The sequence below is a fragment of the Nocardia anaemiae NBRC 100462 genome (assembly GCF_001612725.1).
Lineage (GTDB): Bacteria > Actinomycetota > Actinomycetes > Mycobacteriales > Mycobacteriaceae > Nocardia > Nocardia anaemiae.
This window is the reverse complement of record NZ_BDAZ01000010.1, coordinates 30800-53635: the sequence shown is the minus strand read 5'-3', so window position 1 is coordinate 53635 and position 22836 is coordinate 30800. Positions and strand designations below refer to the sequence as shown.

At 64.0% G+C, this 22836-nt stretch carries 25 protein-coding genes; 12 read left to right on the top strand and 13 right to left on the bottom strand.

Going from position 1 to position 22836, the window contains the following annotated elements:
* Positions 1 to 2: 2 nt before the first annotated feature.
* The 5 genes from urtE to urtA all read right to left on the bottom strand — a co-directional run bounded on the left by urtE (position 3) and on the right by urtA (position 4906).
* Entirely contained in the window at positions 3 to 695 is a 693-nt protein-coding gene (gene urtE / locus NA5_RS07900; protein ID WP_062983487.1) for an urea ABC transporter ATP-binding subunit UrtE, read from the bottom strand.
* A complete protein-coding gene (gene urtD, locus NA5_RS07895; RefSeq protein ID WP_062983485.1) occupies positions 688 to 1530 on the bottom strand; it encodes an urea ABC transporter ATP-binding protein UrtD in 843 nt (280 codons plus the stop codon). The genes urtE and urtD overlap by 8 nt, the downstream gene beginning before the upstream one ends.
* Positions 1527 to 2675 (bottom strand): urea ABC transporter permease subunit UrtC, encoded by a 1149-nt coding sequence (gene urtC / locus NA5_RS07890; RefSeq protein WP_062983482.1) that lies wholly within the window; start codon positions 2673 to 2675, stop codon positions 1527 to 1529. Before urtC ends, urtD begins: the two co-directional genes overlap by 4 nt.
* Positions 2672 to 3556: an urea ABC transporter permease subunit UrtB gene (urtB, locus tag NA5_RS07885; protein ID WP_062983480.1), complete on the bottom strand. Its 885-nt coding sequence runs from the start codon at positions 3554 to 3556 to the stop codon at positions 2672 to 2674. The genes urtC and urtB overlap by 4 nt, the downstream gene beginning before the upstream one ends.
* A gap of 69 nt (positions 3557 to 3625) precedes the next feature.
* Complete coding sequence (urtA, locus tag NA5_RS07880) at positions 3626 to 4906, bottom strand: urea ABC transporter substrate-binding protein (protein WP_062983479.1); 1281 nt, start codon at positions 4904 to 4906, stop codon at positions 3626 to 3628.
* Positions 4907 to 5296: 390 nt separating this feature from the next.
* On the opposite strand from urtA, the gene NA5_RS07875 reads away from it, so the two are divergent.
* Positions 5297 to 7126, top strand: coding sequence for an acyl-CoA dehydrogenase (locus tag NA5_RS07875; protein ID WP_062983477.1), 1830 nt, complete (start codon positions 5297 to 5299; stop codon positions 7124 to 7126).
* Here the strand turns inward: NA5_RS07875 and NA5_RS07870 are convergent, their stop codons facing one another.
* On the bottom strand, positions 7127 to 8008 hold the full coding sequence (locus tag NA5_RS07870) for a nuclease-related domain-containing protein (protein WP_062983476.1): 882 nt from the start codon (positions 8006 to 8008) through the stop codon (positions 7127 to 7129).
* A 219-nt stretch (positions 8009 to 8227) separates the two neighbouring features.
* Here NA5_RS07870 and NA5_RS07865 point away from each other — a divergent pair, with 219 nt between their 5' ends.
* On the top strand, positions 8228 to 8761 hold the full coding sequence (locus tag NA5_RS07865; protein ID WP_084483969.1) for a carboxymuconolactone decarboxylase family protein: 534 nt from the start codon (positions 8228 to 8230) through the stop codon (positions 8759 to 8761).
* 225 nt (positions 8762 to 8986) lie between these two features.
* Entirely contained in the window at positions 8987 to 9118 is a 132-nt protein-coding gene (locus NA5_RS42815) for a hypothetical protein (RefSeq protein WP_281201698.1), read from the top strand.
* Between the two features lie 9 nt (positions 9119 to 9127).
* On the opposite strand, the gene NA5_RS07860 is transcribed toward NA5_RS42815, so the two are convergent.
* Positions 9128 to 9895 carry a TetR/AcrR family transcriptional regulator C-terminal domain-containing protein gene (locus tag NA5_RS07860; RefSeq protein WP_062983578.1) on the bottom strand — a complete coding sequence of 256 codons (768 nt, stop codon included), beginning with the start codon at positions 9893 to 9895 and terminating at the stop codon, positions 9128 to 9130.
* 132 nt (positions 9896 to 10027) lie between these two features.
* Between NA5_RS07860 and NA5_RS07855 the strand changes: the two genes are divergently transcribed.
* Positions 10028 to 10405: a VOC family protein gene (locus NA5_RS07855; protein WP_062983472.1), complete on the top strand. Its 378-nt coding sequence runs from the start codon at positions 10028 to 10030 to the stop codon at positions 10403 to 10405.
* A 275-nt stretch (positions 10406 to 10680) separates the two neighbouring features.
* On the opposite strand, the gene NA5_RS07850 is transcribed toward NA5_RS07855, so the two are convergent.
* The gene (locus NA5_RS07850; protein WP_062983463.1) at positions 10681 to 11532 is read right to left on the bottom strand and encodes an SDR family oxidoreductase; all 852 of its coding nucleotides are present in this window, start codon (positions 11530 to 11532) and stop codon (positions 10681 to 10683) included.
* Between the two features lie 99 nt (positions 11533 to 11631).
* Here NA5_RS07850 and NA5_RS07845 point away from each other — a divergent pair, with 99 nt between their 5' ends.
* On the top strand, positions 11632 to 12030 hold the full coding sequence (locus NA5_RS07845; RefSeq protein WP_062983462.1) for a winged helix-turn-helix transcriptional regulator: 399 nt from the start codon (positions 11632 to 11634) through the stop codon (positions 12028 to 12030).
* Between the two features lies 1 nt (position 12031).
* Positions 12032 to 12448: a PPOX class F420-dependent oxidoreductase gene (locus NA5_RS07840; protein WP_062983460.1), complete on the top strand. Its 417-nt coding sequence runs from the start codon at positions 12032 to 12034 to the stop codon at positions 12446 to 12448.
* Here the strand turns inward: NA5_RS07840 and NA5_RS07835 are convergent.
* From NA5_RS07835 to NA5_RS07825, 3 genes are all read right to left on the bottom strand, one after another.
* A complete protein-coding gene (locus NA5_RS07835) occupies positions 12445 to 13146 on the bottom strand; it encodes a polysaccharide deacetylase family protein (RefSeq protein WP_157110291.1) in 702 nt (233 codons plus the stop codon). The two genes, NA5_RS07840 and NA5_RS07835, sit on opposite strands and share 4 nt — an antisense overlap.
* A gap of 68 nt (positions 13147 to 13214) precedes the next feature.
* Positions 13215 to 14615, bottom strand: a complete 1401-nt coding sequence (lpdA, locus tag NA5_RS07830; RefSeq protein ID WP_062983456.1) for a dihydrolipoyl dehydrogenase — start codon at positions 14613 to 14615, stop codon at positions 13215 to 13217.
* Positions 14616 to 14944: 329 nt separating this feature from the next.
* Complete coding sequence (locus NA5_RS07825) at positions 14945 to 15919, bottom strand: dipeptidase (protein ID WP_062983576.1); 975 nt, start codon at positions 15917 to 15919, stop codon at positions 14945 to 14947.
* A gap of 169 nt (positions 15920 to 16088) precedes the next feature.
* Here NA5_RS07825 and NA5_RS07820 point away from each other — a divergent pair, with 169 nt between their 5' ends.
* Entirely contained in the window at positions 16089 to 18140 is a 2052-nt protein-coding gene (locus NA5_RS07820) for a prolyl oligopeptidase family serine peptidase (protein WP_062983574.1), read from the top strand.
* Between the two features lie 96 nt (positions 18141 to 18236).
* Here NA5_RS07820 and NA5_RS07815 read toward each other — a convergent pair whose 3' ends face one another.
* Entirely contained in the window at positions 18237 to 19328 is a 1092-nt protein-coding gene (locus NA5_RS07815) for a DUF1152 domain-containing protein (protein WP_062983453.1), read from the bottom strand.
* Positions 19329 to 19399: 71 nt separating this feature from the next.
* Here NA5_RS07815 and NA5_RS07810 point away from each other — a divergent pair, with 71 nt between their 5' ends.
* From NA5_RS07810 to NA5_RS07785, 5 genes are all read left to right on the top strand, one after another.
* On the top strand, positions 19400 to 20146 hold the full coding sequence (locus tag NA5_RS07810) for a GntR family transcriptional regulator (protein WP_062983573.1): 747 nt from the start codon (positions 19400 to 19402) through the stop codon (positions 20144 to 20146).
* Positions 20147 to 20437: 291 nt separating this feature from the next.
* Complete coding sequence (locus NA5_RS07805; RefSeq protein ID WP_062983452.1) at positions 20438 to 20746, top strand: hypothetical protein; 309 nt, start codon at positions 20438 to 20440, stop codon at positions 20744 to 20746.
* Positions 20743 to 21228, top strand: a complete 486-nt coding sequence (locus tag NA5_RS07800) for a hypothetical protein (protein WP_062983450.1) — start codon at positions 20743 to 20745, stop codon at positions 21226 to 21228. The genes NA5_RS07805 and NA5_RS07800 overlap by 4 nt, the downstream gene beginning before the upstream one ends.
* The gene (locus NA5_RS07795) at positions 21221 to 21451 is read left to right on the top strand and encodes a hypothetical protein (RefSeq protein WP_062983448.1); all 231 of its coding nucleotides are present in this window, start codon (positions 21221 to 21223) and stop codon (positions 21449 to 21451) included. The genes NA5_RS07800 and NA5_RS07795 overlap by 8 nt, the downstream gene beginning before the upstream one ends.
* A 315-nt stretch (positions 21452 to 21766) precedes the next feature.
* Positions 21767 to 22168 carry a hypothetical protein gene (locus NA5_RS07785; RefSeq protein WP_062983440.1) on the top strand — a complete coding sequence of 134 codons (402 nt, stop codon included), beginning with the start codon at positions 21767 to 21769 and terminating at the stop codon, positions 22166 to 22168.
* Between the two features lie 148 nt (positions 22169 to 22316).
* Here NA5_RS07785 and NA5_RS07780 read toward each other — a convergent pair whose 3' ends face one another.
* Positions 22317 to 22748: a nitroreductase family deazaflavin-dependent oxidoreductase gene (locus NA5_RS07780; protein ID WP_062983571.1), complete on the bottom strand. Its 432-nt coding sequence runs from the start codon at positions 22746 to 22748 to the stop codon at positions 22317 to 22319.
* Positions 22749 to 22836 lie beyond the last annotated feature (88 nt).

The following is a 22836-nucleotide window of genomic DNA, read 5'->3' as shown; positions in this document are numbered from 1 at the left end:
GCTCAGATCGCCATCGCCGAGCGGACCGAGGTCTCCGCGCCCGCTCCGCCGTCGCCGGTGGACGTGACGCGGCCGGACTGCAGGACGTAATAGCGTTGCGCCGCTTGCAGTGCGAACCCGATGTGCTGTTCCACCAGCAGCACGCTGAGTCCGCCACGCTCGGTCAAATCGATTATGGTGCGCTCGATTTCGGCGACCACCGACGGCTGGATGCCCTCGGTCGGCTCATCGAGGATCAGCAGCTTCGGCTCGGTGATCAGCGCCCTCGCGATGGCCAATTGCTGGCGCTGGCCGCCGGAGAGCAGGCCCGCCTTGCGATTCAACAGTTCGCGCAGTGCGGGAAACAGATCCAGCGATTCGTCGATCAATGCCTTACCGCGTTTGCGGCCGTCGGCGACGACCTGCAGATTCTCGGCGGTGGTCAGTTGCGGAAAACTCTGCTGTCCCTGCGGCACATACGCGATACCGCGTTTGACGCGACGCGACGGCGACATCTTGGTGATCGACTCACCGTTGAAGTTGATCTGTCCGGATTTGGTGCCGATCAGGCCGACTGCCGTACGCAGCAGCGTGGTCTTACCCGCGCCGTTGTGCCCCATGATCGCCACCACACTATCGTCCGGAACGGTGATCGAGACGCCGTGGATCACCTCGGTCCGGCCGTAACCCGAATGGATGTCGATGAGCTCAAACATCGGCGGACTCCTTCGCGGTCAGCTCCTGCGCGGTCTGCGCGTCTTCGAGTTCTGTGCCGATGGCCGCCGCGGTTCCGAGGTAGACCTCCTGCACCTTCGGATCGGCCTGCACCTGTTCGACGGTGCCCTCACTGAGTATCTTGCCCGCGGCCAGCACGGTGACCGAGGTCGCGAATGACCGCATGAAATCCATATCATGCTCGACCACAATGACAATGCGTTCACCGCCGATGCGCCGCAACAGATTTCCGGTCTCCTCACGCTCCTCGGCGCTCATCCCAGCGACGGGTTCGTCGAGCAGCAGCACCGAGGCGTTCTGCACCAGCAGCATGCCGATCTCCAGCCACTGCTTCTGTCCGTGCGCCAGCACACCGGCGGGCTTATCGCGCAGCTCGCCGAGCCCGGTGATATCCAGTGCCTCTTCGATACTCGGCAATACCGATTTGCGGCGGCGCAACAGCGTCAGCGCCGAACGCCCCGCGCCCGCGGCGATATCGAGATTCTGCAGCACACTGAGTTGCTCGAAAACGCTTGCCGTCTGGAAGGTTCGACCGATGCCGAGCCTGGCGATCTGGTGCACCTTCTTGCCGAGGAATTCGACGCCGGACTTCTGCGCGGATCCGGTGGCGGGCACCAGACCGGTGATCGCATCGATGAGTGTGGTCTTACCCGCGCCATTGGGGCCGATCAGGAACCGCAGATCACCTTGCAGCACAGTGAGATCCACATCGGAGACCGCTTTGAATCCGTCGAAACTCACCGAGAGACCGCGGATTTCGAGATATTCGCTCGACATGCCCGCATTGCCGCCCGGCTTCGGGTCGTGCGCATTCATCGGGATTCCACCTTCTCCTCGGTCACGACTTCGGGTAGCGGTTCATCGACCAGCACCGGAGCAGGCGCGGATGCGTTGCGAAACCTACTGTCCCGCAACCCCTTCAACATCGGCCACACCCCGGCGAGACCCGCCGGAATGAATCCGACGACCACGATGAACAGCACACCCTGCAGATAGGTCCAGCTGGACGGGAACTCCTCCGAGAGCGCCGTCTGCGCCCAGGCCACGCCGATCGCGCCGAGTACCGGCCCGAGCAGCGTGGTCCGTCCGCCTATCGCGACACCGATTATGAATGCGATGGATGGCACGACGCCGATATCGGCGGGCGAGATGATGCCGACAATCGGGGTGAACAGCGCACCCGCGATACCCGCGAAGAATGCCGCCGCGACATAGGCCACGATCTTGATATCGGCCGGGTCGTAGCCGAGGAAGCGCACCCGTTCCTCCTGATCACGCACGGCTATGAGCAATTCGCCGTAGCGACTGTGCATGAGTTGGCGCACCGCGGCGACCACCAACAACAAGGTGCCCGCCGTGATGAAGAACAGCATCTGCCGGTTGACCGGATCCGAGAGCTTGAAGCCGAAGAACGCACGGAAGTCCGACAATCCGGTGAACCCGCCGATCTTCTGCTGTCCGGTCAGCAGAATCGCGAGTGCCGCGGCCAATGCCTGACTCAGGATCGCGAAATACGTGCCCTTGACCCGACGCTTGAATACGCCGTAGCCGAGTGCCGCCGCGATCAGCGCGGGCAGCACCAGAATGCCGATCAGTGCGACCGGAGCCGACGCGAAAGGCCGCCAGAACGAGGGTAATTCGCGAATACCGGCGATCTCCATGAACTCCGGAACCTCATTGTGCAGCCGGGCCGCATCGGCCATCTGCAGATGCATCGCCATGATGTACGCGCCGATGCCGAAGAAAACGCCCTGCCCGAGCGTGAGCATTCCACCACGGCCCCAAGCCAATCCGATGCCCGCCGCCACGATCGCGAAGCACAGGAATTTGGCGAGCAGGTTGAGCCGGAAATCGCTGAGCACGGCGGGCGCTACCGCGAACAGCAGGATCGCGGCCACGACGAAGCCGCCCCACGCGGTCACGGAAGGATGTGCGCGCCAACGTTGTCCGAGTGTGGTCATGCCAGACTCCTCGTCCGAACGGTGAATAGTCCCTGCGGACGAACCTGCAGGAAAATGACGATGATGACGAAGACGATCACCTTCGCGATCGAGGCCGTCGTGGAGTACTCGATATACGAATTCAGCAGGCCGAGCGCGAAGGCCGCGATCACGGTGCCCTTGATCTGCCCGAGCCCGCCGATCACGACGACCAGGAATGCATCGATCAGATAGCTCTGCCCGATGGTCGGGCTGGTCGAACCGATCAAGGTCAGCGCGACGCCCGCGACCCCGGCCAGGCCGGAGCCGATGAAGAAGGTGCTGATATCGGTGACACGGCTGGAGACACCGCTGGTCTCCGCCAGACCGCGGTTCTGCACGACCGCGCGGATGCGCCGACCGAGCGGAGTCGTTCTGAGCACGGTGGCCAGCGCGGTCACGGCGACGACCGCGAGCACGAGGATGAAGATGCGGGTCTTCGGTACCACCGCGCCGAGAATGGTGATACCGCCGCTGAGCCAATCGGGTGCGAGCACGTTCTTCGCGGGTGCGCCGAAGATGTCACGCGCGGCCTGTTGCAGCACGAGTCCCACACCGAAGGTGACGAGCAGGGTGTCCAGCGGCCGGTCGTACATCCATCGGATCAGACCCATTTCCAGGGCCGCGCCGAGCAAGCCGCCGACCAGGAAGCCGATCAGCAAGGAAACGACCAGCGATACCCCGGCCGACGAGATGACCTTCTGCACAACATAAGTCGTGTAACACCCGGCCATGATGAATTCGCCGTGCGCCATGTTGATCACGCCCATCTGACCGAAGGTCAGCGAAAGGCCCAGCGCCGCAAGCAGAAGAATGGATCCCAGACTCAGCCCGGTGAAGAGCTGGCCGATCAACACATCCATATTCGGATTCCTAACGGGTCGGCCGGATGCGGGCTGCCCCTCACAGAGCCCGCATCCGGCGCCGGTCGACTACTTGAGGCCCTTGGCCCAGTCGTAGGACGTCAGGTACGGGTCCGGCGTCACGGGCTTGCCCGAGTCCCACACCGTGTAGATCAGTCCGTCCGGGCGGATTTCGCCGATGCGGGCGGTCTTGGTGATGTGATGGTTGGCGCCATTGATCGTGACCAGGCCCTCCGGCGCCTCGAAGGTCACGCCGTCGGCCGCGGCCTGAATATCGGCCACCTTGAACGACTTCGCCTTTTCCACGGTGTTCTTCCACAGGAAGACCGAGGCGTAGGCGGCCTCCATCGGGTCCGAGGTCGGCTTGTCGGCACCGAATGCGGCCTTGTAGTCCGCGACGAACTTCTTGTTCACCGGGGTGTCGACCGTCTGGTAGTAATTCCACGCGGTCAGCTGTCCGGCGATATTCTGCGCGCCGATACCGGCGACCTCCTCCTCGGCGATGGACACCGAAACGACCGGCATATCAGCGGCTTTCAGGCCGGCGTTGGTGTATTCGCGGAAGAAGGCCACATTCGAATCGCCATTGAGGGTGTTGAATACCGCGCCTGCCTTGGCATTGCGGACCTTGTTCACGATGGTGGAGAAATCGGTGGAGCCCAGCGGGGTGTAGTCCTCACCCTTGATTTCGATTCCGTTCGCCGCCGCGTACGCCTTGATCTCCCGGTTGGCGGTCTGCGGGAAGACATAGTCCGAGCCGACCAGGTACAGGGACTTGATGCCCTTCTGCTTCAGATAATCCAGCGCGGGCAGGATCTGCTGGTTGGTGGTCGCGCCGGTGTAGAAGATGTTCTTGCTGTCCTCCAGCCCCTCGTACTGGACCGGGTAGTAGAGCAGCGAATTCAGGCTCTCGAACTTCGGCTTCATGGCCTTGCGGCTAGACGAGGTCCAACCGCCGAATACCGCGGCGACACAGTCGGAGCTGATCAGCTTCTCGGCCTTCTCCGCGAACGTCTTCGGATCCGAGGCGCCGTCCTCCAACACCAGGTCGAGCTTTTTGCCGAGTACGCCGCCCGCGGCATTGATCTGGTCAACGGCCAGCTTGGTCGAGTTGGCAACGGTGACTTCGGAGATCGCCATGGTGCCCGACAGCGAGTGCAGCGAGCCGATCTTGATCGAGTCCTTCGAGGTGTCGACGCAGGACGAGGCGTTGGAGCCGCTGGTCGAGGCGTCATCCTTGGCGCCACAGCCGGTCAGCAACAGACCGGCTAGTGCGACGGCCGTCGGCGCGACCAGCGCCTTGCCGACGCGGCGCGAACGCGATCGACGGGTATCACGGGATTCTGGCATGGGGCGCCACCCTTCTCACTCATCAGGTGTTCGGCGGCGCTGCGTGCGCCGCGTCGAATACACCCGCCTTTGCCCCGGTCACGCCGCCGTAACGACTGCTTGCGGGTCGCTCGAACGGGCCCTGTGGACCGGGTTGTATACAACGGCTGTATTCGTGCTGCGAACGTTAGACAGAAGTTGTTGCGGCGGAATATCTCTCGGTGACGAGTCCGTTGCGCACGTTTCCGTCGTGTGAACGTTTGTAGAAATCGTTCGGCAAACCGCTGTGAGTACCGCGTCCTGCCTACGGTTGCGTAGCAAGACAGCGGTACGGCAGGCTCTTTTTGTACAACGTCAAAACGCCGATTCCGCGGCTGCCCGGTCGTGGAGGCGTGAGTCCGAGGAGGACCGGTGGGTCACTACAAGGCGAACGTTCGGGATATCGAGTTCAATCTGTTCGAGGTATTAGAACTGGACAAACTCCTTGATACGGGTGCCTACGGCGATCTCGATTCGGAAACCGTGCGGGAGATCCTGGCCGAGGTGAAGCGGCTGGCCGAGGGACCGGTGGCGGAATCGTTCGCCGCGGCCGACCGTGATCCGGTCGTCTACGATCCGGCCACCTTCTCGATTTCAGTGCCCGAACCGCTACGCAAGACCGTCCAGGCGGTGCACGAGGCCGACTGGAGTCGGCTCGGCATGCCGGAGGGGATGGGCGGCACGTCCGCGCCCGCCGCGGTGGTCTGGTCGATCAACGAGATGCTCACCTGCGCGAACCCGGCGGCGAGCTTCTTCAATATGGGGCCGGTGATGTCCTCGGTGCTGTTCAATGTCGGCACCGAACAGCAGAAGCAGTGGGCCACAAAGGGTTATGACCGCGGCTGGGCTGGCACCATGGTGCTGACCGAGCCGGATGCCGGTTCGGATGTGGGGGCGGGACGGACCAAGGCGATCAAACAGGAGGACGGCTCCTGGCACATCGAGGGCGTCAAGCGCTTCATCTCCGGCGGTGATGTCGGTGAGACCGCCGAGAATGTCTTCCACCTGGTACTGGCTCGCCCGGAGGGCGCCGGTCCAGGTACCAAGGGCCTGTCGCTGTTCTATGTGCCGAAATTCCTGTTCGATCACGAGACGCTGGAGCTGGGCGACCGCAATGGCGTTTATGTGACCGGCGTCGAACACAAGATGGGTCTGAAGTCCTCGCCCACCTGTGAGCTGACCTTCGGCGCGACCGATGTGCCCGCAAAGGGCTGGCTGGTCGGCGAGGTGCACAACGGCATCGCGCAGATGTTCCAGGTGATCGAGAACGCCCGCATGGTGGTCGGCATCAAGTCCACCGGCACCCTGTCGACCGGTTACCTCAATGCGCTCGAATACGCCAAACAGCGCGTGCAGGGTGCGGACCTGACGCAGATGACGGATAAGGCCGCTCCGCGCGTCACCACTACCCACCACCCGGATGTGCGGCGTTCGCTGGCTATGCAGAAGGCCTACGCCGAAGGTCTGCGCGCGGTATACCTTTACACCGCGGCCCACCAGAATGCCGATGTGGCGCAACTTGTTTCGGGTGCCGATGCCGAATTGGCGCACCGGGTCGACGATCTGCTGCTGCCGATCGTCAAGGGCGTCGGTTCCGAGCGGGCCTACCAATATCTGACCGAATCGCTGCAGACACTCGGCGGTTCGGGCTATCTGCAGGATTACCCGACCGAGCAGTACATCCGCGATGCGAAGATCGACTCGCTCTACGAGGGCACCACCGCGATCCAAGCGCAGGATTTCTTCTTCCGCAAGATCATTCGGGATAAGGGCGTGGCATTCGCGCACGTCAACGGGCAGATCGCGGCCTTCCTGGAGGCGAAGACCAGTCGCTTCGAGACCGAGCGGGCGCTGCTGGCCACCGCGGCCGAGGATGTGCAGGCGATGGCTGCCACGCTGACCGGCTATCTGATGGCGTCCCAACAGGATCCGAAGCAGCTGTACAAGGTCGGACTCGGTTCGGTGCGCTTCCTGCTCGCGGTCGGCGATCTGCTCATCGCCTGGCGACTGCTGGTGCAGGCCGAGATCGCGGCCGCCGCACTGGCTGCCGAAGCACCGGAGAAGGATCGGGCGTTCTATTCCGGAAAGGTCGCCGTCGCAAGCTATTTCGCGAAGAACGTGCTGCCGGAATTGACAGCGGTGAAGAACATTATCGCCGCGATCGATAACGACATCATGGAGCTGGACGAAGCCGCGTTCTGATCAGCAGTTGGTCTGCAGGGGCCAGCACGGGGTCGGATGGTACGGCGGCGGCGAGGGCGTCACGCTCGGTGTCGAGGTATTCGGTTCGCGGGCCGGATCGGCCGAATCGTGCGCGAGCGAACTCGCGATCACGATGAGCACCACCACCATTCCGACCAGCGCGGCCGCGAAGACCACCCACCCCGCCGCCGTCTGCCGCTTACTCGGCGGCAGCGGCGCGGGGATGACATGCTGGCGCATCTCCCGCGCCGAGAGCGACGGCGCTTTCGGCTGCACCTCGTCGAAGCCGTCGGCGAGCAACTCGGCGCGCGAAGGCTTTTCGGCGCCGAGCGCATCGCAGGCGGCGACGACCCGATCCGCGGTCCAGCTGCGCGGTCCAGCGGAGAAACCCTCGAGGTAGATGCGCAGTTCGGTCGCGTCACGGGCATTCGAGACGAGGACATCCAGGCCGGGGCGCAGGTTGGTCCGGGCAGGCCGCACCGCGACCCCGCGGAACGGCACGAGCACGACGGCGCCGCAGATGTGGCCGGGATCGATCAGCGCCCGCTCCAGCCGGGTCTTCACCGCATGCACACTGTGTTCCAGCTGATCGACCGGATTGCCGGAGATCTCCTCGTCCAGGTCGGCGGGCTCGGCGCTGATCGTCCACCGACCGTCGCCCGGAATGTTCAGAATCCCGCTCTGGCGGCGCCGAAAGCCCTTGATATCGGCCACGGTAATGCCGCGCGGGGTCAGGATGACCGCGTCGACCCGACGAGATCCATGATCGCCGACCTCGAGACCGATCAATGCGACAGCGGTCGTCGGATACAACCGCAGGCATTCCACGAACTCCTGTTCGGCCCCGGAGAGAATCGTTCCGGTCTTGATCTTCACCAGCATCGCGTATTTCCTACCCTCATCCGGTTCACCCCGGCGCCCCACATCCACCGCGCCGGTACTGATGATGACCCGCCGTCGCCGCGAAGACCACCGGAAAGCGCAACTCGGTACCGCCGACCCGCCGATCGCGGACCTACCCGCTAGTACGCTCGGATTCGGTCCGGCAGGACGGACCCCGCTACCGGCGGCGGACAAGGAGGCACAGGCATGGTTTCGGCGTTGCAACCACGCATTTCACCCGGTCGGCTCCGGGAGCTCGGTCCGGTCAATTGGGTTGTCTGGCAGATACTTTCGCGTGCGGCGGGCACCGACGACGCACATCTGTTCAGCACACTCGGCCGCACCGGGGGATTGTTCCGCGGCTGGCTGCACTTCTCCGGACGGTTGATGCCGGGCGGCCGACTGCCCCGACATGAATCCGAGCTGGTCATCCTGCGCGTCGCCGAGCTGCGCGACTGCGCCTACGAGATGGACCATCACATTCGCCTCGGCAGGCGGGCCGGTGTCACGCCGGAAATCCTGGACCGAGTTCGCACCGGACCCGCCGCCGACGGATGGTCGGACAAGCATCGCGCGCTGCTCACCGCGGTCGACAAGTTGGTCGAGACCCGCGATATCGACGACGCCACCTGGTCCGCCCTTGCCGAGCATTACGACGAGCGCAGCCTGATCGAAATCGTTCTGCTCATCAATCAGTACGAGGGATTGGCCGCGACCATCACCGCGCTGCGGATCCAGCGCGACGGCGTCTGACCGATTTAGCAATTCCAGAGCGATCACATCCGAAAGCCCCTAAACTGAAAAGCAACACGCACTCAGTGACGATTCTCGTTCCCGTCGTCATGCAGCAACCACAGCTTTCGAGACATATAACCGACATGTGTCGCACGCCATAGTGTGCTGGCACCAGGATCGGAAACCCCTCCATCAAGCTAGCTGACCATTAGCTGTCGGCTCGATAGGAGAAAGGGGGCCGTCATGACCGTCAGCCTCGTGTTGATCGTGGCGGGTTTCATCCTTCTGTCCATCGTGATCACCAGCTTCATGCTTCCCATCGGTGCGGACGCCGCACGGCATCCGAAACCGCACAATGAGACCAGCGATCAATAGCCCTGCGGCTCAGCGCTTTTCGATGAGCTCGGCCAAGCCGTCCAGCACTCGCGCCAGGCCGAATTCATAGGCATGGTCGGCGCTGTAGGCGGAGTCGTGCGTCTGACCCGCGACCGCGCCGATGCGGGCGGCGAGTGGATAGCGCTCGGCGTCGAAGAATTGGGCCAGTAGCGGGGCGGCGCGCTCCCACCATTGCCGATCCGATATGGCACTCTCGGCGGCGGCACGCTCGGTGTCGATGGCAATGCGAGCCACCGATGTGACGAAGCCGAGGACATAGGTAACGGCCGCGTCCATTTCGAGATCGTCGAGGCCGAGGCCGTCGAAGGCGCGCAGTTCGTGTTCATATTTGGCGGCGATGCCGGGGCCGAGTGGCGGCCGCGTGGTCGGCAGGTAGGCGACCCACGGGTGGCGCACCAGCATGGCGCGATTCTCGGCGGCGATCGTCGCGACGCGATCGCGCCAGGGCATATCCGCCAGATCGGCCCGCGACATCTCCCGATAGACCGCATCGAGCATGAGGTCGATGAGTTCCGCCTTGCCCGGCACGTAGGTGTAGGTGGCCATCGGCGTCAGCCCGAGCTTGGTGGCGACGGCCCGCATGGTGAGCGCGCCGATCCCATCCGCATCCGCGATTTCTATGGCCGCCGCGACCACCGCGTCCACACTGCTGCGCTGCTTCGGTCCACGCACCGACGCGGCGGGCACGCGCCACAGCAGTTCCAAGGTGCGCACGGGATCGCCCGCGCTGCTGCGGTCCCGTGACTGCTCGGCCATGCCGCCTCCTCGTTTCGCGAGATCCCCTGCGCGAAAGCCGATCGTATCGGCGTGATCCACGTCGTGCGAAAATTTCTGTACAAGGTACAGCGTACTATGTATAGTATTTCTGGTCGACCCCGAGGAGGACCTTTGAAAATCACCGCTTCCGCCATCTCGCTCAATGTCGCCGATCCGCAGGCCTCGGCGAAGTTCGCCATCGACCATCTCGGCTTCACCGAGCAGATGTCGGCCGACGGTTTCGTCTCGGTCGCCCGCCCCGATGCCGGTTTCACCCTGTGCTACCTGCGCACCGGTCTCGACAGCTTCAAGCCGAAGGAGCGGGCGGGGAGTGCTGGCGAGGGTCTACTGGTCGCGTTCGTCGTGGACGATATCGATGCCGAATACGAACGGCTCCAGCGCGAGGGCGTCCCGATCGTGACGCCGATCGAGACCGAGCCCTGGGGCGAGCGCTACTTCCAGACGACCGACCCGAACGGCATCATCCTGCAATTGGTGCAGTGGGTCTGATGCGGTTCCCGCACTTGGCGCACTGGGTCTCATGCGTGTCGAGGTGGCACGCTGTGCGGTGAGCAAGGCGTGCCACCTCGGCGTCCTGACCAATTCCCTTGATGCGCAACAGGCTTGCAAGCGGCATCAATGCCTTGCGGCTGTGGCGTGCAAGCCGGTCACGTGTGGCGGTGTGCAACGGTGCCACCACGCCACCGGTGGTCGATGCATCACTGCGCGACTCGGCGGCTCAGCTACCGATTCATTCCGCGGATAGTGCGGCCACGCGGGATGCGTCAGGCGAGGGCGGTGCGGAAGACCTCGACGGCGGGAGTCGAGGGACGGCCGAGCAGTTTCTGGAGGTCGCCGGAGTCCACATCGAGGATGCCGTCGCCGACACCGGCGTCCGCATCGGCGAGCACCGCGGCATAGTCGCCGGGCAGACCGGCCCGCTCGAGCGCCGCGGTGTAGTCCTCCTTGGACAGGTTCTCGTAGCGCACCGGCTTGCCGGATGCCTGCGAAATCACCTCGGCAAGTTCGGCATAGGTGAGGCGCTCATCGCCGCCGAGTTCGTAGATCTGTCCCGCGTGGCCATCGGTGGTCAGCACCTTGGCGGCTGCCTCCGCGTAATCGGCGCGCGCGGCACCGGCGACTCGCCCGGTACCCGCGGCACCGTGCAGCACGCCGGACTCGACGGTGTGCCCGAGCGCGCCGAAGTAGTTCTCCCAGTACCAGCCGTTGCGCAGGAGTGTGTGCGGGACGGTCGATTCCGCCAGCACCTGCTCGGTGCCCCGGTGCTCCTGGGCCAGGATGAGCGGATTCTCGGTGGCGCGCGGGATGCTGGTGTAGGCGAGCAGTTGCACGCCCGTGCGCTCGGCGGCCCGAATTACGTTGGTGTGCTGGGCGACTCGCGCACCGAATTCGTTACCCGAGACCAGCAGCACCCGGTCGACACCGGCCAGGGCGCGGTCGAGCGCTTCCGCGTCGTCGTAGGAGGCCTGCCGAACCTCGACGCCCCGCTCGGCCAGATCGGCGACCTTCTGCGGATCACGCACGATCGCGACCACCGGCGTGGCCCCCTCGCGCAACAGCGCCTCGACGACGAGACGGCCCAGCTGTCCACCTGCTCCGGTAACGGCGACGGTCATGACTTACCTCCATGGTCTGTACGTTTCATCTAGTACTAACTATTAGTAAGCACTATGCATTCCGTAGCCACTTTGGTCAAGTTGGGTACTATCGATTCCATGACCACTCAGCGCAACCCGTTGGTGGATACCGACGATCCGACGCTGGAAGCCGACGTATTCGCCCGAAACTGCACCTCCCGGCCGGTGCTGCAGAATGTGATCAGCCGCTGGGGCACCCTGGCCCTGGTCGCGCTGCGCGAAGGGCCGTACCGGTTCAGCGCGCTGCGCCGCCGCGTCGACGGCGTCAGCGAGCGCATGCTCTCGCAGACCCTGCAGGCCCTAGAGCGCGACGGCATGGTCCACCGCGAGGTGCAGGAAACCATCCCCCCGCGAGTCGAATACACCCTCACCGACCTCGGCGCCCAAGTCGCCGAACGCCTCGAAGACCTGATCCAGATCATCGAAACCAACATGCCCCGAGTCCACGAGGCTCAAGCCGCCTACCACCGGGACTGACATGGAAATTTCGTCGGCTGTCGATTTTGCGCGGACTACCAAGCGGTCCGTGCTTACTACGATTCGGCGCAATGGGCGGCCACAGCTGTCCAATGTGTTGCATGTGGTCGGTGACGACGGGATCATTCGGATCTCGATCACCGCCGATCGGGCCAAATACCACAATCTGGTGCGTGATCCGTGGGCCGCGATCCACGTCACCCGCGACGACTTCTTCGCCTATGCCGTCATCGAGGGCACCGTCGACCTCACGCCGGTGGCCGCCGACCCGCACGATCAGACCGTCGACGAACTGGTCGCCTACTACCGCGCGGGCTCAGGCGAGCACCCCGACTGGGACGAGTACCGCAAGGCCATGGTCACCGACCGTCGTGCCCTCGTGCGCCTGACACCCACCCACGCCTACGGCATGCTCTAGTGCTTCAACAGCTCCGATACCGTGACGAATTGGTAACCGGCGGAACGGAGTTCGTTGACGATGCGTGGAATGGCAGCGAGGGATTCGTTCCACTGACCCATGACGTGCAGTAGGACGATGGAGCCCGGCCGCACCTCGGCCACGGTTTCGGCGACGATGGCGTCGGTGCTCGCCTGCTTGCCCGAATCGGGTTCCACATCCCAGGTGACCGTCGTGCGGTCGTGGTCGGAGAGATACTTCGGCAGCGCCCAGAGCTTCTTGCCGTAGGGCGGCCGGAAGGTGACCGGACCCTGGTAACCGGTTTTCGCGATTTCCGCGTCGGTTCGTTCGATCTCGTCGCGCACGGTATCGCCGGAGACCAGCACCATGCGGCGATGGTTGTAGGTGTGATTGCCGATTTCGTGACCGGCTTGCGCGATCGCCCTGCCGTATTCGGGATGCGCGGCCAGATCCCGACCCATGAGATAGAAGGTGGCCGGAATCCTGGCTTCGGCAAGGACTTTCAGCACCTCGGGTGCTTTGTCGGTCGGCCCGTCGTCCAGCGTCAATGCGACCACCTTGTCGGTCGTATCGACCCGGTTCACCAACCGCCCCGCCAGTTGGAAGGTGCGCGAGTTCATCAGGTAGTAGCCGCCGACCGCCAGCGCCAACACCACCACGAGTACCAGCGCGGCACCGATCAACCATTTGCGTCGCATCATTCGGCTCCCAAGAAAACGGTGGCGCCCGGACCTTTCGGCCCGAACACCACCGTCTTCGACACGAATCAGAAGTTGATCATGTGCCCGGCGAGGCCGTGGAACGCTTCCTGCAGTGCTTCGCTCAACGTCGGGTGGGTGTGGACGTTGCGGGTCAGCTCATTGACGGTCAGGTCCCACTTCTGGGCCAGGGTCAGCTCCGGCAGCAACTCGGAGACGTCCGGACCGATGAGGTGGCCGCCGAGCAGTTCGCCGTACTTGGCGTCGGCGACCAGCTTCACGAAACCGGTCGGATCGCCGAGCCCGTGCGCCTTGCCGTTGGCGGTGAACGGGAAGGTGGCGACCTTCACGTCGTAGCCCTCGTCGCGGGCCTGCTGCTCGGTGAGACCGAAGCTGGCGACCTGCGGCTGGCAGAAGGTGGCGCGCGGCATCATCCGGTAATCGCCGAGGGTGACCGTCGGCGCACCGGCGATGGTCTCCGAAGCGACGACGCCCTGGGCCTCCGCAACATGCGCGAGCTGCAGTTTCCCGGTCACGTCACCGATGGCGTAGATGTGCGGCACATTGGTGCGCATGTTGTCGTCGATGGCGATGGCGCCGCGCTCGAGCGCGACACCGGTGTTCTCCAGGCCGTAGCCCTCGACCCGTGGCGCGAACCCGACGGCCTGCAGCACCTTGTCGACGGTGACCGTCTCCAGGTTGCCGGTCTTGTTGTCCTTGATCGACACGGTGACCTTGGACCCGTCGTCGTCGATCGACTGCACGGCCGCACCGGTGGTGATGGTGATGCCGAGCTTCTTGTACTGCTTGGTGATCTCCTTGGAGACGTCGGCGTCCTCGTTCGGCAGCGCACGGTCCAGGAACTCCACGATGCGCACGTCGACGCCGTAGTTCTTCAGGACGTAGCCGAACTCCATGCCGATCGCACCGGCGCCGACGATGAGGATCGAGCCGGGCAGCTCGCGGGTGAGGATCTGCTCCTCGTAGGTCACCACATTCGCGCTGAGCGAGGTACCCGGAAGCAGCTTGGTGACGGTGCCCGCGGCGATGATGACATTGCTGAAGGTGATCGTCTCGGTGCCGCCGCTGGACAGGGCGACCGAGAGGGTGTTCGCGTCGGTGAAGGTGCCCTTACCGTCGAACTCGTCGATCTTGTTCTTCTTCATCAGGAAGTGGACGCCCTTGACCCGGCCGTCGGCGACCTTGCGGCTGCGGTCGAACGCGACGCCGAAGTCGAAGCTCACATCGCCGGAGATGCCGAAGGTCTTGGCTTCCTTGGTGAAGATATGCGCGAGTTCCGCGTTGCGCAGCAGCGCCTTGGATGGGATGCAGCCCACGTTGAGGCAGACACCACCCCAATACTTCTGCTCGACGATCGCGGTACGGAGGCCAAGTTGTGCCGCGCGGATGGCGGCGACATAACCGCCAGGACCGGCACCGAGAACGACAACGTCGTAATGGGAAGTCACGCCGTCGAGCCTAACTCTGTCGGGCAAACTTCACCCACCGTCCCCCTGCAACTATGAGACGCGCACCACACGGCACGGCGACTTTCTTGCGACCGAGTCGCTGCGCACGGCCACGACACCTTGGCTGGTGGCCGCAACAGACCGCAGCGGTGAACTAAATCCCTCGCACCATCAGCAGCACTGATAGCGGTCAGCTCTCGAGCAGGAGGCGGCCGATCGGCGCGCACACCAGGCGCGATCGTCGATCCGGTGAACATTATTTACACGATGGCGACCGCAGTCGGGTTGGCCGCATCGTGTACCTGACGCTGTCCAGCTGAGGCACCGCGTCAGTCGCGCCAGACCTGCTGTGCGACCCGGGCGAAGTTGCCACCGAATACCGCCGCCCGGTCCGCGGCACTGAAACCACGATCGGCGAGCTCGGCAGCCAACCCGGGCAGCTCGTCAAGTCCGAGCAGATCCTCCGGCGGCACCCATTGCAGCGGCCCCCACTTCGTATACGCGTCGGAAAACGCCCCGGGGTCCTGGGCGAGCATGTCATTGAAATCCTCGGCATCGAAGGAGTAGTCGGATCCGATGCCGATATGTTCGATGCCGACGAGTTCCGCGCCGTATTCGATATGCGCGGCCATTGCCGCGACCCGCTCGGCCCGGCCATCGATCGCGTTCTGCCCCAGGAAGATTCCCACGCCATTGATGCCGATTACGCCGCCGGTGCGGGCGCAGGTCCGCGCCTGTTCATCGGTGATATTGCGCGGATGCGCCCACAGTGCCGCGAAATTGGAATGGCTGTAGATCATCGGGACCTCGGTGCATTCGGCGAGGTCCAGTCCGGTCCGGCGGGAGCAGTGCGAACCGTCTACGAATATGCCGACCTCGTTCTGTTTGCGCACCAGATCTCGGCCGTAGGCGGTGAGTCCGGTGTCGTCGGTATCCAGACAACCGCAACCGGCCGCATTGGCATGGTTGTAGGTCGGCAGCATCGAGCGAACGCCCAGTTCGTAGAACAGCTCGAGGTTATCCGGATCGCCGCCGAGCGGCCCGGAATCCTCCAGGTCGAAGGCCAGCGAAATGGTATCGGCGGCACCGATATCGGCGAACCGCTCGACCAGCCGGAACCGACCGTCCCCCAGCGCATCCCGGCGGAACTTGTGCAGCAGCGCCAGCGAATCCTCGGTCGACTGGCGCGAATACCCGACGTTCACCGATAAATACGAGCCGAGCGGATAGCGGGCCAGATCCGCGATCCGCGCGGAATGCAGTAATGGCAGGCAGCAGTGCTGCTCCCAGAGAAACTGTGGCAAACCGGCCACCTTCCGCCTCGGTTCGGTATCGGAGCAGCGATCCTACTGATCCGACCGGTACGTATGTCACCCCTTGATTCGATGTCGAGCAACCGGTAACAAGACGCCCGAATTGCCCGATTCACCGAGTGATATCTCACCTTTAATGCCTCTCGGCAACAATGTGGACATGACGGGCGTTGAGCAAACTGTGACCGATCCCTACCTGTGGCTCGAAGAAGTAACCGATGAGCGGGCCCTCGACTTCGCCCGCGCGCACAACGACGTGGTCGTCGAGCGTTTCGCCAGCTCCGATCGGTTCACCGAACTCGAGCGCCGCATCCTCGACATGCTCGACACCGATACCAAGATCGCTTACCCGGCGCGGCGCGGCAGCTGGCTCTACAACTTCTGGCGCGATGCCGAACATCCGCGCGGGCTGTGGCGGCGCACCACCTTCGCCGAATACGCCAAGGAGTCCCCGGACTGGGATGTGCTGATCGACCTGGACGCACTCGGCACCGCCGAGGGCGAGAACTGGGTGTGGGGCGGTGCCGCCGTGCTGCGCCCGGAACAGTCGCGCGCGCTCATCAGCCTGTCCCGCGGCGGTGCGGATGCCAAGGTCGTGCGCGAATTCGACATCGAGACAAGGGAATTCATCGATCCCGCGGACGGCGGTTACTTCCTGCCCGAGGCGAAATCCGAGATCCGCTGGATCGATATCGACTCGGTGTATGTCGGCACCGATTTCGGTCCCGGTTCGCTCACCGATTCCGGCTATCCGCGAATCGCCAAGCGCTGGCGGCGCGGCACCCCGCTCACCGAGGCGGAAACGGTATTCGAGGGCGATGCAGGCGATGTCGCGGTCTCGGCCGGGTACGACCGGACGCCCGGCTACGAACGGCATTTCGTCGGTCGCGCCACCGACTTCTTCAACGAAGAGGTGTACCTGCTCGAAGACGACGGCAGCCTGCGGCATCTCGATGTACCGACCGACGCCAGCGAATCCTGGTACAAGGATTGGTTCCTGGTGCGACTGAAGTCGCCGTGGGAGATCGGCGACAAGACCTACCCCGCCGGTGCGCTGCTGGCCCTCGACTTCGAGAAATTCCTCTCCGGCGCACGGGAATTCGAGGTGATCTTCACCCCGGACGAGCACACCTCGCTGCACGGCTACGGCTGGACCGAGAACCATCTGCTGCTGATCACCCTGGAGGATGTGCAGACCAAGCTCTACGTCCTCACGCCAGGTCCGGACGGCTGGCACAAGGAGCCGCTCGCCGACACCCCGCCGATGGCGACCACCAGCGTGATGAATCTGGACCCGCTCGAGGGCGGCGACGAATTCATGCTGACCACAAGCGGATTCACCACTCCCGCCACGCTGCTCGCCAGCGCGGTCGGCGGCCGGACCGAACAGCTCAAACAGGAACCCGGCTTCTTCGACGCCGACGGCATCGAGACCGAGCAGTTCTTCGCGCGCTCCGATGACGGAACCATGGTGCCGTACTTCGTGATCCGCCACCGCGACCACAAGGGCACTCCCGGTCCGACGGTTATGTCCGGCTACGGCGGGTTCGAGGTGTCCCGCACCCCGGCCTACAGCGGCGCCTCCGGCATGGGCTGGCTGGAACGCGGCGGCACCTGGGTGATGACCAATATCCGCGGCGGCGGCGAATACGGCCCGCAGTGGCACACCTCGGTGCAGAAGGCCAACCGGCACAAGGTCTATGAGGACTTCTCCTCGATCGCCAAGGATCTGGTGACCCGCGGCATCACCACACACGAGCAACTGGGTGCGGTCGGCGGCAGCAACGGCGGCCTGCTCATGGGCGTCATGCTGACCCGCTATCCGGAACTGTTCGGCGCCATCGTCTGCCAGGTCCCACTGCTGGATATGCAGCGGTATCACCTGCTGCTGGCCGGTGCGTCGTGGATTGCCGAGTACGGCGACCCCGACAAGCCCGAGGAATGGGAGTACATCAGCAAGTACTCGCCCTACCAGAACGTCCGCGCCGACGCCCCCTACCCCCCGATCCTGCTGACCACCTCCACCCGCGACGACCGAGTCCATCCGGGCCACGCGCGCAAAATGGCGGCACTGCTGGAGGAACAGGGCCACACCGTCTGGTACCACGAGAACATCGAGGGCGGCCACGGCGGCGCGGCCGACAACAAACAGTCAGCCTTCCAAGCCGCACTCATCTATGAGTTCTTCACTCAGATGTTGATGGAATCGTAAGCACGCCAACCGGCCCGGTGCCCTGCCGAGGTAGCACCGGGCCGCCCTCTTGCCGCCCGGCGAATCTCTGGACGTCGAGGCCGAATTTAAGTCTGGTCAGGTAGAAATCGGCCGCACCATGTACAACGGCGGCTTGAAGTTGTCTGATCGACAGTGGGCCAGCTGAGCGCGCAATGCTTGTGTTGCCGCAGGGTCGGTCGCGTGAGTCATTTCGATAACGCGTCGCACCGTTAGAGCGTCAACGCCGCGGGCATCGGCGTCGGCGATGTAACCGTCGATGATGTCGAGCGTGTCCGGCGTAGGCATTTGAGGTCGGCGGCGGTGCACCAGCCGCTCGCGCTCGATGTCGATGTCACTGTATCCACGGCGTTCACGCAGCAAGTGCTCGATCTCTTCGAGCGAGAAGGTTCGCGTTAGGAGCACTGCCAGCGACGACTCCGCAAGGGGGGTGGCTGCAATCCGGTAGACGCGCGTAGCCGCATCGGTGACGTCTATGACAACACCGCGTTGGGTCTCGACAGAGCCGCGCCAGCCCGACGCAGCCACGGCCAGCAGAGCGTTGGCCTCTGATGGGTGCCATGACCAGATGCTCGCGAATCCTTCCGCGTCCCCAGCTATCAGATCGCCGACATTCTCCGCATCCAGAGCGTTCAACCGGCCGTCAAGCTCAGCACGGGACAATTCGCCGTCGAGACCGACACCGGCGACGAGTACCTGGGTCGGCAGCCTGGATGTAATCGCGGCGGCCAAGGCAGCAGAGTCGGCGAGCGGACTCTGTAACCCTGGCTCATTTCCAGCAGCCAGGATGTCGCCGCCCGTGTCGATCACCACGATTTCGTCAGCGTCGAAGGCGGCTGCCGCGCAGCGGATCTGATGCGCGAGGCCGTTCACCCCAGACTCGATATCCATCAGCAGCAGCGGTTGCGCGACATGCTCCGCGAGGCGCGGGAGTGTCGATTCGCCATCAGCGCGCAGGGTCGCCGCAGGTGGCACCTCGGACACTCCGCAATGGTCGATCAACCCATAGAAGTCGGTCCGCGTCCTCGGGCCGGGTGCGGGGTCGATCATCAGCCGGTCCCAGGAGTAACTCATGATGGCTGCCACGCCCAGAGCTGGCATCCTGTCGGCGAGCATGGCCGCCGTGACCGCGTCGCCGCCCCCGCCCGCAGCGATCGCTACCGTCGTCATCGTCGTTCGCCAACCAATCGCGAGTCATAAACTGGCCAGTGGCATATGGTACTCAGACCAAGGATGAAGCGTTGCCCGAGATCGAAGAGGTACTTCCGAAATACCTGCAAATCGCAGGATACCTGCGGGATCAGATCGTTCGTGGCGACCTGACACCAGGCGCGGAAGTCCCATCTGAACGGGAACTGGCCGCCGCGTGGAACGTATCCCGGCCGACTGCAACCAAGGCTTTGCAGGCTTTGCGGCAGCAGGGCTTGGTCGAATCACGTCGTGGGTCGGGCACGTTTGTCCGTGAACCGAATGCCGCGCCGCGAGCGCGTGAACGTTTCGAGCGTGCCGCGACGATGGGCACGATGTACTCCGACACCGAGCGTGTCGAGTTTCCGCTTGTCGGCAGAGTGGACGCGCCCGACTATGTCGCGACTGCGCTCGGACTCGACCAGGGCAGCCTTGTCGTGCAGCGGCGGCGCGTCATTTACAACGAGGTGAGTGGCCCGACGGAGCTGTCGACGTCGTGGTTTCCTGCGGCCTTGGCCGATTCCGCGCCGCGTCTGTTGGTCGCCGAGCGTATTCGTGGCGGAACGCTCCCGTATCTCGCCGACGCGCTCGGTACGCGCGCCGCCTATGCCCGTGACCAGGTGTGCGCTCGGCCCGCCAACGATGACGAGCGAGCAGCACTCGAGCTGCCGAACGCATCACCCGCGTTGGTTTACTGGCTCGTGGCCTACGACGCCGACGACAGTCCGATTCAGTTCGATGAGGCGGTGTATCCGCCGCAACGCTGGGCGTTCCGACAGGAGTACCCGATAACTTTCTGACTGACTGACCGTCTCGCCGGAACATTTTCCAACTTGCATAAGTGGCATATGCCGCTAGCCAGAAAGCGGCATAATCCAGTTGTGACACAACGGAACCAAGCTGGGAGCCTGCAATGCCAAACCACGCGATACCGGATCGGGCCGCGTTCGTTGGGCCGCAACGTCCGGTGTACTGCGTCGTGTCAGCCGCCGTGCTGACGCGCTTCATCGGTGCCCTCACCGAGTGGGAGGCTTCGATCGAGGAGGCCGTTGATACCCCCGAGTCCCGAATCGAGGCCGAATGCGATCGGCGTGGTCCGCTGGAACAACGCAGCGCAGGGCGCGTCGTCCGCCACCGATTTGAAACATCTGGCGGCAGAGCACAATTACTTCCTCGTCGAGGTCCTCGGATTCGATGTGGGCTCCCGCGCCGCAATGTTGCTGCTGTCGCAACATATCCGCGATGTCGAGGCTGACGCCGTGCTCACCCCCAGCCTCGAGCACGTCGGAGAGTTGAAGTGGGCGATCACTCTCGTGTGCGACCTGGTCACCCTCGATCAGGTGTATCCGTGCGGTTATCAATGGCCCGCGCCCCTTTCAATCGTCAGCGGTGACCGATGAAGCGCGAGTTGACGTCGGAGTTGCTGGCCGATACGCCCAGCAGTCGATGCCTGTTCTATCGGCAGATCTGCGGGCTGGCGGCCGCAGTCGACCCCGTCATCGGGCGGATTTCGGTGCGGGCGGGCGGCGTATCGGCGGTAACCATGCCCGCCGACCTCGGCCAGATGGTCAAGGCACACATGCATTCTCGGCAATGCGCGCTCGGCCCGATCATCTCCCACCCCCGCTCGCGACGATGGACCTTCATCGTCAGACCCGACTTGCCCGACGATGTGCCTCTGTTCTCGGAGTTATTCCGGCTCAACGTCACTCTCGCTCGATTCGGCGCGCAGATCGTATTACCGTCGCCCGCCGACAGGCACGCCGGACTGCGGGTCTGGATCGAACCGCCGCGTGACACGTTCCGGCCTTCGGGCGCCACGGTGGTCGATGCGATCCGCGCGTGCGTTGGCATCCGACCACCCGGACTTTGCCATGAGTGAGCAGATTTCGCCGCTGCCGAGTGACCCAGATGTGCATTTGTCGGTGTTCCTGCATGGCGTGCGGTTCGACTTCGCTGTGTGCCTTACCGCCGCGCTGATCTTTGTAGAGGACTGGCGCGATCACCACTACCCCGACGCAGTGACCGTGATTCCTGGACCTACCCATGGCCTGCCGCGCCTGCCCAACGAACGCTTGTACCTTCCGTGTCCGTACGACAACTAGATTTCATGGGGGAATCGATGCGAACTTCCATCACACGCCTTCTCGTCGTTACCGTCGCCTCCATCGCGGCCGCCATGGCCGCCATTGGCTCAGCGGCAGCCGTCACCGTCCAGCAATGCGAGGAGGCGGGCGGCGTGGTCATCCGGTGCGCTGAGCAACCTGTGACCAAGAACGACAAAACCGCTTGCCCAGCGCCAGGCAGGACAATCCGACTGTGGTGCGTCGGAGCGCGGTTCTACACCATGCCGGACGGCTCTCCGATGGAGGTCTTCGATACCGGCGGCAACAGCAAATACGGGCGATAGTCTCGATGCCATGACCTCACGATTTGGTTCCGTCACCACAATCACGGGGGCGAGCCCGGCAGTGATTTCGCTGCTTCGTCGCGCTGCGCAGGTGGCCGAACAACACGGTCGCAACGAACTGGCACCCGAGGATCTGCAAGTGGCCCTGCTGCAAGGCATCCCATGGTCAACACTCGAGGTGTGGTGGCCTCGCGTCGGTGGAAAACCATTGCAGCGTGGTGTCATCAACGACTTCGATCCGTCTGCGCCGCAGAAGGCGTTGACGTACATGGAATTAGTGGAGCTGGTGACTTCGATGGTGCCCGGTCCGGCCGGGCGCGACGAGTTGAACCCGGTAGAGCCGGTCTCTGTCACCTACGAACTTTCAGGGCCGGATGCTGACGAATTTCGAGCTCAGATCGACGGTTCTTGAGGTCCCGACGAGGGGTCCTCAGCCAGCAGGGTGAGGGCTCTGCCAGCATGTCGCGCCGGCACCAGGATGCTTGTCGGACTGCACGTATTCGCTGCGCTCGGCGCCCCGATAAGCCACTGTAAGCGCTGGTCCCGGATTACAGTTGCGCTCAGGAATTGCCGTTCGCAGGGGCCAGGATGACCACCGGGATCTGCCAGGACACCTTGTCCTGGAAGTCGGCGAGGAAGGGCGCGTCGACCAGTTTGCTTTCCCAAAGTTGTTGCCGCTCTTCACCTTCCGCAACGGATGCGATCACCCGCCACGATTCGGTACCGACCTCGACGACGGCCTCGGGATGCGCCGTCAGATTGTGGTACCACCCCGGACGATTTGGCCGCCCACCGTTGGCGGCGTAGACCACTACTCGGTCACCGTCGCGCTGGTATGCCAGCGGCCAGGTACGGGGTTCGCCGGTGCGGGCTCCGGTGGTGGTCAGCAGTAGCAGCGGGATGTTCGCGAACTGTCCGCCGACCTTTCCCGCGTTGGCGCGGAATTCCGCGATGACGTCCAGATGTAGTTGCCGCCGTTGCTCATTCGACACGGACACCAGCGTAGCGCCGCGTCCAGATCGCTTGCTGCGCTATGTGTCTCCGGCCGCTCGCCGAGCGTAGTGATTGGGCGGTCGAATT